The organism is Nostoc sp. DedQUE07, from assembly GCF_034530975.2.
GTDB lineage: Bacteria > Cyanobacteriota > Cyanobacteriia > Cyanobacteriales > Nostocaceae > Nostoc.
The window spans coordinates 33259-47108 of the sequence record NZ_JAVRCC020000036.1 but is presented as its reverse complement, the minus strand read 5'-3'; the positions used below and the strand labels follow the sequence as shown (position 1 = coordinate 47108).

The window sequence follows — 13850 nt, the reverse complement described above, 5'->3', positions numbered from 1 at the left end:
GTAAGTAGTGTTACTAGCATTAACAGGTCATGAGTGGACATAATTATTACTTTGGTAGTGTGTTTAACTTTACAGTAATCACTGTTATGCTAGTCTAAATAAGACTGATACTGCATTCTTAAATAGAGTTTTAACTTTTCAACTTTACACTTACTCTGGCAAAATCAATCCTTTTAATCGTTGAGAAATTTCTGTATTGTCCAGACCTTTGCTCTGAATTAAAACTCCAAAACCGCCGAGTCCTGTGGGGTCTAGAAGTTGGTGTAGTGCATCCCGATGCTGTAGTAGCTGCGAAAGAGGTTGCTTTTGCTGGGAAAGGGCTGCAATCCGATCGCCTAACCCCAGTGCCATCAAAAATAATCCCTGCTGAATAAAACCAACTTTCTTTAAATTACACTTCTGGCCCCAGCGTTCCAAAGCTGTAAAGTCAACATGGGCAGTTATATCTTGTCGCCCAATATTAATATAAGGGTTGTTATGGAAACGGTGGTGATAATAGCACTGTAACGTTCCTTGCGATCGCCTGGGATTGTAGTAACGGCTGGCGGGGTAGCCATAATCAATTGTTAACACATAGCCGCGCTGCAAGCGGTCTGCTACTATACTCAACCAGTCACCAGCCGCTAAATTAATTTCACTACGGTAGCCATCTGGATATGCACTTTGGGTAAAGTTCATTTCCACTAAGTCTAAATATTCAGCTAGTTGGGGCGTTGAAGGTTCCCCTGTGACTTCTATAAATGATGGGTATGGGGCATGGGGCATGGGGCATGGGGCATTGGTTTCTTTCTCATTCTTATCTGTTGTCACATAAATTTCTCGGAGTTCGCCCGTTTCTAGGATGAATTGATGCACGGGGAAGGCATCTACTAACTCGTTAGAGAAAAAGCAACCAGCGATCGCATTTGGTGGTATCTCCTCTAAATTACACCAACGCACAGGGAAATCTTGCAAGCGTTGCTGCTGTTCTTGTCTTAAAGTTGGAGACTTTTCAACAATTATGTACTCTAGGGCGGTAAAAAAATCTGGGTAGTGTAGCTGATGATATTTAAGGATATGCAATGCAAGCAATCCTTGACCTGCTCCCATTTCTACCAGAGAAAAGGGTACAGGTTTTCCTAAAATCTCCCACATTTGCAAAAATTGTTCTGCGAGTAACTCGCCAAAGTCAGAACAGAGATTGGGAGAGGTAAAAAAATCACTATCTTTAAAGCCTATTTTGACTGCATCGCTGGAATAGTAGCCGTATTCAGGGTGGTATAATGCCATGTCCATGAATTGGGCAAAAGTAATTCGTTTTTGAGGATTGGTGGTAATGTGATTGGCGATCGCTGCACACAGCAAAGCATTGGAATCCATAAAATTTCAAATTTTAGATTGGGGACTACAAAAAACAAATGCTTATCAACGACGACAGGCTACGCCAACGTCAGTCAAATTAATCGCCTTCAATCGTTAACGCAAAGGCAAGAACCGGACTTATCCTTCCTATTCTCCTTATAAGCTACATTTATCTAGCAACAAAATTTCTGCGATCGCTAAACCAACCCAAACACGACGACCGATCTCAAATAAACCAGGCATTGCCAAGCCTGCTTGTAATCGTTCATAAGCAAAAGTTATCATCGTCGCGACACCATGAGTTAGGACTACACGCCTGTTTTGCACTGCCCATTCTAATACAGTTGGCTCGTCTGCTTCAGTCAATCCAACATCCTGAACACGGACAATATCAATATTACAGTTACGACGCAGAACGCGACGAATAACCTGATTGTTAAAGTTCTCATCAGCCAAGAAACGCAGCATCATAATTTACCCTTGTGGGTTGCGTCTTGCTAAAAGGCGATCGCGCTGCCCATAGCCATCTAGATCGATAGAAGGCAATTTGCTACTTAGGCACTCACCAACGATACCAGCACACCATTGGGATCGCGGACACGAGCAATAGTGTGTCCCCCAGGCTGGGTTTTAGGAGCATCTAGTGTTTTTGCACCAGCCCCGATCGCTCTCATATAAGCACTGCCAACATCAGGAGTAATAAATGATATCTGGATTGAAGCCGGTGGTTGTGTAGCGTGGTTGGGATGGCAGCCACCAGGAAATAATTTCTGTGCTTCGTTACTAGAAGAGAAAGCTAGTGTAGTGTTTCCGGTTTCGATTTCGGCCCAGATAGACTGCCCCTTTTCCAGGAGAGTGCGACGAACTAAACCAAAAGCTTTTTCGTAAAACTCAACTGTTTTAACTACATCGTCTACCCAGATTACCGTGTAACCAAATTTCACAGTTTTTTCTCCTTTTCTAGAAAAATCAGTGCTAGCAAATATCTCTGCTACTTAACTGTAGGCGATTTGAATACACAGTTACTTAACTCTCCAGAATATTACGATCTGTTGCTATTTGTGCCCCTATTTGCATCATTTCTATCTCTAATGGCGACTAATCATGAGGCCTTTGACAGTGGTGTGCTACTAGTAATCCCCATAATCCTTTAGGGATGATAATTGGTGCAACCAAGTTGGCGCGAACCTGCATACTGCGGAGAAAATCTCAGTGACAAGCCTCGATTGGCTTTAATTCAATATTAGCGATCGCTTTTATACGTTCTGCTAAGTATAAAGCAGCATACTCGTTGTTAAAACAATCATCTGGGCCAGTGGAACCCAGTATTGAGAATTCTTTAGAACTCAAAGATTCAAAAGTCACCTGTCCTTCCCACTGCCCATAAAAATAATACAACACACCCGATCGACCTGAAGCGATTCTCAGAGTTGATTTGTTGTTTGCCGGACTAACTCATTTCGCTCTATTGATATGACAAGGCGATCGAGCAATTTTTGCAAACCCTGCTCGCGGCGATCGCAGCTATGATTAAATTTTGAGTGAGAATGAATTTGCACGGTTCTAAAATTACTACTAAGTAAATGCTACCGGATTTATATATAGTAATTTATTAGACTTTATTTAAATACATTGTTGTATTTATAGCAGTAATGCCATTTTAACGGAACATAATACTATTCAAGCTCTGCGGTGAATTTCAAATAAATTATAAAGAAATTCAATTGTTTTAATTTGCACCCCAAAAATTTAAAATTATAAATTTAAAGTTAAAGTTAAAGTTTTTTAAATTTCCAAAAAATATGCTGAGTATTTATATTCAGAAAATAAATCTGTGGCTATAAAAATTAAGTCTGCGCTAGCAGACTTTAATAAACCCTCTTTATACGAGTTAAATTTTTACCCATGCTTTTTATACTTTATAAATCCCTGATATTTAATTAAGCTGATAAATTATACGGAAAAGTTATAAATTTCTCTAAATGTTGGCTTGATTTGTACAGCCGTAATTTTGAATTATCAGGTAGATTTGCTGATTACTTTACCAAAATGCCTAATTGCTTTACAAAAATGCCCGTTTGCTTTCTCAAAATACTGAAATGCTTTCTCAAAAGAAGCTTTGACTTACTCAAAAGAAGCTTTTGCTTTCTCATTTTGGTGTTTTCCGCAAGTCAAATCAGCTTTTACTTATTCAAACTCCAGTTTGCTTTCTCATTTTGGTGTTTTCCGCAAGCAAAAGTAGCTTTTGCTTTCTCAAACCCCAGTTTGCTTTCTCATTTTGGTGTTTTCCGCAAGTCAAATCAGCTTTTACTTTCTCAAGCCCCAGTTTGCTTTCTTATTTCAGTATTTTCCAGAAGCAAAAGTCAACTTAGAGCCAAAGCAAATAGAATTCGCAGTTATACAAAGCAAGTCTACTTTTACTGCGGAATGCTACGCGAACTTAGACTAAAGAACAATTGAGGCTTTGAAATTCACAAAGGTGGGTTTTGTCTGTGTAGATGCCGTTTCTAACCGCCCTTTAGAGCTTCTGCAATAAGTCGAGTATTTTGTTGTTCACAAATGATTTAGGATTTCTAAATGGTATAGCAATAAACTGATGACAGAAGAACTGGAAAGAGCAGACAATGTTTGTGGGTTTCTCGTAAAATCGGTAGCAATGATAAATCAATATTGTCAAAAATCCGGGGCATTATTTAAAACTCTATAAATATTCGTACATCTGTTATATATGTAAAAATTTTTTCCAGGTAGGGGCAATTCATGAATTGCCCCTACCGTAAAATCAGCTATTGTTTGCGTCTGGATAAAACAAGGTGGGGAAAGATTTGATGTTCAATCCCCAGACACAGAAAACGATGTAATTATCAAATTATTGCAATTGGTGAAGAGTGAGTAGAAATAGCGATCGCTAATATTCTCACAAAAATAACCCCTATAACAGGGGTTATTTTTAGATAATACTATTGATCAGTAAACTAAACCACAGCAGATAGTTGCCGTTTAAAGAAAGCTTGCAATACTCTCTCTGCTATTTGATGACTAGTTAAACCTAGTTCTGTCTTAGATTCATTGGGTTCAGCGTGATCTACCAATACATCTGGTACACCAAATCGCTTGACAGGAACGAGAATATCTGCATCTAGTAAAGCCTCGGCGATCGCACTACCAAAGCCACCCATTACACAGCCTTCTTCTAAGGTGACAACGCGGCCGATTTTCTTCGCTAAAGGTAAAATCAACTCTGTATCCAACGGCTTAACGAAACGGGCATTAATTACAGTTGCTTCAATACCGTGTTCGCTGAGAATTTCCGCAGCTTGCATTCCTGGATAGACCATTGTGCCATAAGCAACAATTAACACATCATCGCCTGTACGCAGAATCTCACCTTTGCCGATTTCCAAAGGTTCCCAGCCTTCCTCCATCAAGGGAACGCCGTAGCCATTGCCACGAGGGTAGCGCATTGCGATCGGGCCACTGGTATGATTAACGCCAGTTACTACCATGCTTTGCAGTTCTGCCTCGTCTTTGGGGGCCATGATTACCATGTTAGGAATGCAACGCAGATAGGCAATATCATACATACCTTGATGGGTGGGGCCATCAGATCCGACGATTCCCGCCCGATCCAAGCAGAAGAATACTGGCAGGTTTTGGATGCAGACATCATGAATTATCTGATCGTAGGCGCGCTGCAAGAAGGTGGAATAAATAGCTGCAACGGGGCGCATCCCTTCGGTTGCAAGTCCTGCTGCTAAGGTAATTGCATGTTGTTCCGCAATGCCGACATCGACATATTGATTTGGCAGTTTTGCTTGAAGTTTATCTAAACCTGTCCCCGTTGCCATAGCCGCAGTAATGCCGATGATTTTCGGGTTTTGTTCGGCAAGTTTTACCAGAGTGTGAGAAAAGACTTTGGCATAAGCCGGAGGTTTGGGTTTATTAGAAGGAATGGCTTTGCCAGTTGCGACGTTGAAGGGGCTTTGGGCGTGGTAGCCAACTTGATCTAGTTCGGCAATTTCATAACCTTTGCCTTTTACTGTTGCTACATGTACCAAAACTGGGCCTGGTATCTGATGTGCTTGTTGGAAGGTGGCAATCAATTCTTCGAGATTATGCCCATCCACTGGCCCAATGTAAGTAAAGCCGAGTTCTTCAAAAACTGCACCTACCTTCGGAACAGCCAAACGCTTCATACCTTCTTTGATGCGTCCGAGTTCGGGTGAAAGGGATTCGCCCACGAAGGGAATTTGCTTAAACTGTTCCTCAAGATTATCTTTAATAAATTGCACCGGTTGGCTGAGGCGCATTTTGTTGAGATAGCGGGGAATCGCGCCGACGTTGCGAGATATGGACATGTCGTTGTCATTGAGAACAACCAACAGGTTGGTTTTCGGCATGTGTCCGGCATGGTTGATGGCTTCTAAAGCCATGCCGCCAGTTAGTGCCCCATCCCCAATCACAGCAACGGCTTTAAATTTTTCTCCTTTCAAGTCTCGCGCTAAAGCCATACCCAAAGCTGCTGAAATACTTGTAGAAGCGTGTCCAGCCCCAAAGTGGTCAAACTTGTTTTCACCCCGTTTCAGATAGCCTGCAACTCCGTCCTTTTGTCTGAGGGTGTGGAAGCGATCATAACGTCCTGTAAGCAGTTTGTGGGGATAAGCCTGGTGTCCTACATCCCAAATCACTTTATCCCGATCTAAGTCCAGTGTTTGGTAAAGTCCTAGTGTTAATTCGACAACACCCAACCCTGGACCCAAGTGTCCACCATTAACTGCTACTGTTTGAAGATGCTTATCTCGAATCTGACGGGCAATCTGTTGCAGTTGGCGAACAGATAAACCGTGCAACTGATTAGGATGGGTGATTTCGCTCAGATGCATATTATAAGGTTTTCCTCTCTAACTTCGAGTCTCGGTATTTTGATTTTCCCACGGTCGGGTTGTCTACAGAATCAAACTCTTACATTGTTACTAAGTTGTAGTGGAAAGTATAACTTCTTAATTGATGATAGTGAAAAATTTGTTAACCATTAACAATTCGTCAAATAAGATTGCAATAAGTTAAATTTATAACACATTTTTCCGTGGGTAATGCTACTTATAAAATGCCTGCGATGCGTATATAAAAACAAGTTTTTGAAGAGCAATTTGCGGAAGTTCATTAAGCAGATTACTCACTTTTGCCATCTTAAGTTAGTACAAAAGAAAATCAAATATTTTGTTTACAGCTATATATCTAGCATAATTGCTAGTAAATATTTAACTAGAGTTTCTACTCTTCTTCGGTGACAGCAGCTAATTTTATCAGCGATCGCTAATTCTTATAACTGTGATAAATATGTATCTAAAGCTACTTAATTACTTTATCTAACTTCATTTATTATTAGTATATATCTCGTTAAAAGTCTGCAACTGGAAAAGAGGCATTAATTACAATACCTTATGGGGATGCAGAGCTATCTGTGTTACCCTAACATAATGTTTAACTACCTGTAAATTGCTGATGTAACCTTAAGATTTTCCGAAATTACTAGCAAACAACAATATTTCCGACCCCTTTAAGAAGTCGGAAATTTAAAGTTTTCGATTTTTACAAATCCAATAGGATTGCTATATCTCTATTTACCAAAAGCATCCTTAATGTTTTCAACAGTACGTTCAACAACATTTTTGGTATTGTCTACTGCTTCTTTAGTCCGAGATGCATCTTCATTTGCTCTCTTCTGAATTGTAGCGGCATCTTTTTTGGCTTTGCGCTCAATAAAGCTACCATTGTCTGTTGCTTGGTCAACTTTACTGGCATTGCTCTTGGCAGCGTCCTTAACTTTATCTGCTGTATCATCAATGAAATTTTTGGTTCGTCCAGCATCTCTACTAGCTTTCTCTTGAGCGCGATCTGCATCATCATATGCAATCAAGGTTCCAGCAGGATCGGCCATTGCTGAGGTGTTCGAGAAAAATGCACCTTGCCAAACGAAAGCGATCGCTAACATACAAAACAGCGCTGTGGCCATCCAGCGTTTTACCGTGGAAAGCTGTTTTGCAACATAATTGGATTTCATACAATACAATCTCATGTGATTTAGTATACTATTTCTACTTCATTTAGCTTGTTAGCGATATCGATCCCTAGATAGAAGTTCTGGCATCAATAGTTATGAAATGAATTCACTATTTTGATAGATTGAATTTTGAGTAAAGATTATTTCTTGGAAATTAAACAGTTTACAGTTTTTGAACATCCGCGATCGCCCTTGAGTTAATTGACTTGCGATCGCTTCCAAGGGCCGATTACGCCATCGCAATTGAATTTTTACGATTGGAGCGTTTGCATTCTGATTTTTTCTTCAGTCCAATCCAACATCCGATCGGTAGTACACCTACTACAAAGCCAATGCTGAGTTTCAATAGAAATTCTTTGAAACCGGGGTGCAGAAATCACACAAATCTACTTAGCTTTCAAGGCATCTCTCAGAATTGACTTGTAATTTACAGACAGATCCGAATCTGTATAACCGCAATCAATAAAACCTGTTTGGGTCAGGATCAACAACGTATTTTTTTGTTCCTGCTGAAGCTGCTGGTAATACAACTCAATAGCAGACTTAATCACATTCGTTACTGCTTGATTAGTCTGCTGTTGAATAAAGGCTAGTCGATCGGCATACTCGTCATCTAATCGTGCATTAATTCGCATCGTTAGGTTCGTTTGTCATACAGATTGTATGACAAACATAATATATCTGCTACCTCGTCAACAACTTCCGGCGCAAATTATCCAACGCTGCATTTGCACTCACATGACGAATTAAAGCTCGACCTCGCACAGTACCAAACTGATACTCAAAACTTGTCACTTCATCGTTTGGCCCGGCTAAACCAATGTAAACTAAACCCACTGGCTTTGTATCTGTCCCTCCAGTTGGGCCAGCAATTCCAGTAATACTCAGTCCCCAAGTTGTTGCAAGGCGGGTTTTGACTCCAACAGCCATTTGCTGTGCAACAGTAGCACTTACCGCTCCAAATTTATCTAAATCTTCCTGATTAACCCCCAACAGCCTAACCTTCACAGAATTGTCATAAGAAATTACTCCACCCCAAAAGTAATCAGAACTCCCAGAAATTTCAGTCAACATTTGCCCTAAACCGCCACCAGTACAAGATTCTGCCACTGAAAGCGTTTCTTTTGATGCCCGTAACAACTGACCAACTACAGAAGCGAGAGTATCATTATTAACGCCATAAAAATCCAGTCCGGCAATTTCTTTAAGTTGTTTTTCAATGGGCGCAATTAGAGCTTCTGAGGCTGCTTCTGAATTTGCTTTTGCAGAAACTCGCAATCTAACTTCCCCTTTACCTGCATAAGGGGCGACTGTGGGATTTGGCAACTTTAAATACGAAGCAACCTTTTCCGCTAAAGCAGATTCACCAATACCCCAAAACTTTAAACTCCGACTGTAAATAATTTCTTTACCCCAACCTTGACTTTTGAGAAATGGCACAGCTGTTTCTTCCCACATCACATGCATTTCACTGGGAACACCGGGAAAGGTAAAAATCGTGATTTCAGGACGAGGTTGCCAAATGATACCGGGTGCTGTTCCAGTAGGGTTGGGGAGAATTTCTGCACCTTGGGGAATCAAAGCCTGCTTGCGGTTACTTGGTGACATAACCCGACCACGTTGGGCAAATTTCTGCGTTATGTCTTCAATAATGTCAGAACGTTCTATCAAAGGGACTTTAAAAAAATCGGCGATGGTTTCACAGGTGAGATCGTCTGGTGTGGGACCGAGTCCACCAGTGAACATGAGAATTTGCGCTCTGGAAATAGCAATTTCTATAACTTGCTTCAACCGTTCTGGATTATCCCCAACCACTGTTTGATAGTAGTGGGGAATACCTAGTTGCGCTAATTGTTGCGCCAAAAATTGAGCATTGCCGTTGAGGATATCTCCTAGCAATAGTTCAGTACCAACACAAATAATTTCTGCACTCATTGGAAGGAATAGTTAGGAGTTTGGAATTAGGAGTTAGGAGTTTGGAGTTAGGAGTTAGAGTTAAAAGTTCAAAACTTAAAACTCATCACTCTTAACTCTTAACTCCTAACTATCATCTCAGGCTAATGCTGGTACAGGAATTTCCAGATGAGGATATAAGGGGAAGCGATCGCACAATGCCGCTACCCGTTGACGACAATCTTGGGTTACTACGTCGGAATCTGGAGAAAGTAAGCGATCGCTAATAATATTGGCAATCTCGGTAAATTCTGCTACTCCTAAGCCCCGTGTGGTCATTGCTGGCGAACCTAACCTCAGACCGCTAGTAACAAATGGCGACTGCGGATCGAAGGGAATAGTATTCTTATTAGCAGTAATATTCACGTTACTGACTAGCCGATCTGCCTGCTTACCAGTTAGACTTACAGAGCGTAAATCTACCAAAATTAAATGATTGTCAGTGCCGTTAGATACTAACTTTAAACCACGGTTTTGCAGTTGTTCGGCCAAAGCACGAGCATTTTCAATCACTTGTGCAGAATAGGTTTTAAACTCAGGTTTGAGGGCTTCTCCAAAAGCTACTGCCTTGGCAGCAATCACGTGTTCCAATGGCCCGCCTTGGCTGCCAGGAAAAACAGATTTATCTAGCTTTTTACCTAGTTCTGCGTCGCTAGTCAAGATTAAACCCCCTCTAGGGCCGCGTAGAGTCTTATGGGTAGTTGTTGTTACCACGTGACAGTGAGGAATGGGGTCGGGATGAAGACCAGTGGCAACTAAACCAGCAATGTGAGCAATATCAGCAAGTAAGTAAGCGCCGATTTCATCAGCAATACTACGGAATTTTTCAAAGTCAATTACACGTGGATAAGCCGAATAACCACAAATCAAGAGCTTAGGACGCTCCCTCAGCGCCAGCTCGCGAATTTGATCGTAGTCAAGTTGTTCTGTTTGTTGACTGACACCGTAGTGGCTAACTTGGAACCACTTACCTGAAAAATTTACAGGAGAACCGTGGGTAAGATGTCCCCCATGAGACAAATCCATCCCCATAATTTTGTCCCCTGGTTCCAGCAGCGATAGAAATACTGCAAAATTGGCTTGTGCGCCAGAATGGGGTTGTACATTCGCATGAGCCGCACCAAATATCTGTTTAGCACGGTCGATCGCTAGTTGCTCGATTTTGTCGATAAACTCACAACCGCCATAGTAGCGTTTGCCAGGTAATCCCTCAGCATATTTATTTGTCAGTACCGAACCTTGAGCCGCCAGTACAGCAGCAGACGTAAAGTTTTCACTAGCAATCAATTCCAAGTGATCTTGCTGACGCTGTAGTTCGTCGTTGATTAACCCTGCGATCGCCGGATCGCTGGAAGAAAGAAAGTCTGAATTAGTCCTAGTCACTTGAATTATCCTTATGGAAATTTGTACAACGGCTGATTTTGGTTAGGCGCAGCCCCTAAATATACAGTCAAGAGCAATGGTTTTTGACTGCTGTACAGAGGCAATTAATCGTCTCCGTACTCTGGAGGTTTATTTGTGCCAACTTATTTATTATTAGACCCAAGCTCGATTAATGCATTAATTATCATAACGTTGCTTTTTGAAATCCTCACCTTGCTGGGTGTTGTGAGGTCGTTAGACAGTATTGTTTATGAACCTATGTTAAATAATGCTTAGTGCGTAGGCGTAGCCCGTCGGAGACATCGCTGCTCTGTAGCATGATTCATGAACAACAAGAACCCCGACTTCTTTAATAAGTCGGGGTTCCGCGGGTTGCAATTCTCACAAATCAAAAAATCAAATAGAATTCATATAGCGATTTTGATAGTAAGCCAAAATCTGGTTAACTCGTTGCCGACTTTCTAAGCTAGAGTTTGCTGTCCACGAGAGGCTCAAGCCAGCAATTTGACTTTGATTGTAATCAAACTGTTGGGATGACTGGGGAATTAAATCCACTTCCACCCCTTCGACTTGACGTAAATGAGCTGCTATTTCTCTATAAACAGCTAAAGGCAAACCAGCGAATTCAATTTCCTTAGTCTCCATCTTTATGAAGCTCCCACATTAAACGTATTTTGGGGGGGCGTTGTCACTGAAATAGCGTTGCCGCTAGCAGATGCAGCTGACGACGTTGATTTGACAGTCCCTTCCCCTACCATTTTGGCAACTTCAATACCATATTGTTCCAAAATCACGATGGGGTTGTAGCCCTGATTCATTTCAATACGTTTAATCAGTACGCCATTTGCTAATCGCTGTCCCGCTTGTACATACCGACTTGTCGGCTCATCCGGTACCTTGATAATTGCTTGTGGTTCTTTACTAATTAGAACTACACCAGTCACAACTACTGCCCTTGCTAACTCAGGCTGTGCTGGTGGTGGTAATACAGAGACTAAAGTGGGGTTGGGAACAACTTGAGGCAAAACTTTAGGCAACACTGAAGTCAAAGTTGGATTGACTTTTTTTGGTACAACTGAAGTCAAAGTAGGATTGATTTTTTTTGGTACAGAAGAAACGTTGTTTTTCTTTGGATTTAAAGCGATTCTGCGTGTTGGAAGTTTTCGTACTGCTAGTGATGCAGTAGGTAGTTTAGGAACCACGGGAACTGGTCTTCCAGATGTTTTAGCCATTCCGGGAATAGTCTGCCCGAAAAGTTGTGCAAAAGGATCGCTTCGAGCTTTTGATACCACAAGTTCCCGTGTCCGCTCTGTAGCATTCGTGGATTGAATCAAGTTAACAGATGCAAGATTAACTTGTGAGACCTGTTTAGCCGGTATCACTGGATTCTTAAAGGATTGAGCCGCTGGTGGCGACTTTTTTGCTATTTTGGGAACTGGCACAGGATTGATGGCTTGTGGTGTATCTTCAGAAGCACATCCGGCGAGCGCCAAAGTTAGAATAGCTGCAATTGTAATTTTTGAAGTTATGCCCATGAGCCTTTCTCAAAAGCCATTGGAAAATTGAAAAGTGAAAATAAACAATGCCTAAAATTTGGATCAAAGGCAAAGTATGTTCCCTTTATAACCTAATTTTTTACATTTCAAGGGTTATTTTTAGCACTGCATACCCAGTATAACTGCGGTTTGTTTTTTGCAGTCAATCTTCTGTCACACCCATAAGCTCTTTCATCAAATCCAGTCCTTTCTTGACTCGACGGGAAACCGTTACTACACTGATGCCCAGATGTTCTGCAACTTGTTTTTGGGTCAAATCTTGCAAAAACACACATTCCAACACATCGCGGGTGCGTTTTTCTAGCTGAACCAACGCTTGTTGTAAGCGAAGTTGGTCTTCTTGTGCCAGTTGAAAGCTGCGATAGTGAGGATCTGGAACCAATTCTCCTAAGCAGGTAGAACCTTCTTCTCCATCTTGGATTGGCACATCAAGACTCAAGGGAGCGCGATTGACCCATGCTAATTTAATTTCTTGCCATTCGTTTGGAGAAATTTCCAGTGCTGCTGCTAATTCCGAGTCGGTTGGTTGACGATTGTGTTTTTCACGCCAAGAACGTGATACTCCTATTGCTTGCTGTTGGAGCGCTAACCATTTCCGAGGAATTCGCACGGTGACACCTTTATCTCGGAGATAGTGTTGAATTTCACCCCGAATATAGGGAAGAGCGTAGGAACTGAAGGCATGTCCCTTAGAAATTTCAAATCTTTCAATAGCTCTGATTAAACCCAAACATCCAACCTGGAGCAAATCATCGTAGGTTTCATGACATTGATTTGTCCAATAGTGAGCTTCTTTTCTCACAAGTCCAAAATTGAGTTTTACCAGTTGATTGCGGATGTTTTCTGACGGAGATTGCTGATATTCTCGCAACAACTGCCAAATTTCGTGCTTTAGTTCATTGGTGACTGTGGTAGGCATAGCACCGGGTTTATTGAGCAAATAAAGAATCAATTATTATTCGCTTTTTAAATTCAGCTGCGATCGCACGATATCAAATGAAATATTGCGATATATTTCCTAGCAAATACTATGGTAGATAATAAAGACTTTCTATTAAAATTCCATAGGTTACTTGACAATCGAGCAAAATTTAAATGGGCGAAATCATTATTTAGTTGGTTATTTATCTTTGATATGACTTGTAGCTTTTTTAGAACCACATAGAAATAAAATATAAAATTAATCACTAAATATCAAACCGAGATTGTACTTAACTTGAGTTAATTAATCATGAAGTTAATTTAGATAAACGAAACAACAGTAGTCCAGCTTTTATTTCACAAGCAAAAGTTGGATTCACAGTAAAATTACGTGCTCATTCCACTAAAATTTATCCAATAATTAAAAATTACTAATAATTTAAAAAAAAATTATGTATATTTACGCAAGCCAATAAAAAAAGGGCATCTCACCCTTTTTTGTACTTAAGTCTATAGTGTTTTAATGAAAGGAAAAAGGTTAAAGGGATAAATCAAGTGACCCATAAGACTGAGGAATAAAAATTTTTTCAATTGCCAGGGCTATTTTGCCCATAATTTTACTCAGATTTACC

The 13850-nt window shown here is 40.9% G+C and carries 11 protein-coding genes and 1 pseudogene; all 12 read right to left on the bottom strand.

The annotated features are described in order from the left end of the window. Positions 1-150 precede the first annotated feature (150 nt). On the bottom strand, positions 151-1359 hold the full coding sequence (locus RMZ95_RS23815) for a class I SAM-dependent methyltransferase (protein WP_322682516.1): 1209 nt from the start codon (positions 1357-1359) through the stop codon (positions 151-153). A gap of 138 nt (positions 1360-1497) precedes the next feature. Beyond that, on the bottom strand, positions 1498-1812 hold the full coding sequence (locus RMZ95_RS23810; protein WP_322682515.1) for a DUF5615 family PIN-like protein: 315 nt from the start codon (positions 1810-1812) through the stop codon (positions 1498-1500). Between the two features lie 83 nt (positions 1813-1895). Continuing rightward, entirely contained in the window at positions 1896-2285 is a 390-nt protein-coding gene (locus RMZ95_RS23805) for a VOC family protein (RefSeq protein ID WP_322682514.1), read from the bottom strand. A gap of 82 nt (positions 2286-2367) precedes the next feature. Continuing rightward, positions 2368-2900 (bottom strand): annotated as a pseudogene (locus RMZ95_RS23800) (GAF domain-containing protein). A gap of 1416 nt (positions 2901-4316) precedes the next feature. Beyond that, on the bottom strand, positions 4317-6224 hold the full coding sequence (gene dxs / locus RMZ95_RS23795; RefSeq protein ID WP_322682513.1) for a 1-deoxy-D-xylulose-5-phosphate synthase: 1908 nt from the start codon (positions 6222-6224) through the stop codon (positions 4317-4319). A 737-nt stretch (positions 6225-6961) separates the two neighbouring features. Beyond that, a complete protein-coding gene (locus RMZ95_RS23790) occupies positions 6962-7405 on the bottom strand; it encodes a hypothetical protein (RefSeq protein WP_322674408.1) in 444 nt (147 codons plus the stop codon). 386 nt (positions 7406-7791) lie between these two features. Continuing rightward, entirely contained in the window at positions 7792-8040 is a 249-nt protein-coding gene (locus RMZ95_RS23785) for a CopG family transcriptional regulator (protein ID WP_322682512.1), read from the bottom strand. A 49-nt stretch (positions 8041-8089) separates the two neighbouring features. Continuing rightward, on the bottom strand, positions 8090-9340 hold the full coding sequence (locus RMZ95_RS23780) for a competence/damage-inducible protein A (protein WP_322682511.1): 1251 nt from the start codon (positions 9338-9340) through the stop codon (positions 8090-8092). Between the two features lie 117 nt (positions 9341-9457). Continuing rightward, on the bottom strand, positions 9458-10741 hold the full coding sequence (glyA, locus tag RMZ95_RS23775) for a serine hydroxymethyltransferase (RefSeq protein ID WP_322682510.1): 1284 nt from the start codon (positions 10739-10741) through the stop codon (positions 9458-9460). Between the two features lie 396 nt (positions 10742-11137). Further along, the gene (locus RMZ95_RS23770) at positions 11138-11386 is read right to left on the bottom strand and encodes a hypothetical protein (RefSeq protein ID WP_322682509.1); all 249 of its coding nucleotides are present in this window, start codon (positions 11384-11386) and stop codon (positions 11138-11140) included. A 2-nt stretch (positions 11387-11388) separates the two neighbouring features. Then, entirely contained in the window at positions 11389-12276 is an 888-nt protein-coding gene (locus RMZ95_RS23765) for a hypothetical protein (protein ID WP_322682508.1), read from the bottom strand. Between the two features lie 163 nt (positions 12277-12439). Then, complete coding sequence (locus RMZ95_RS23760; protein ID WP_322674403.1) at positions 12440-13216, bottom strand: RNA polymerase sigma factor SigF; 777 nt, start codon at positions 13214-13216, stop codon at positions 12440-12442. Between the last annotated feature and the right edge of the window lie 634 nt (positions 13217-13850).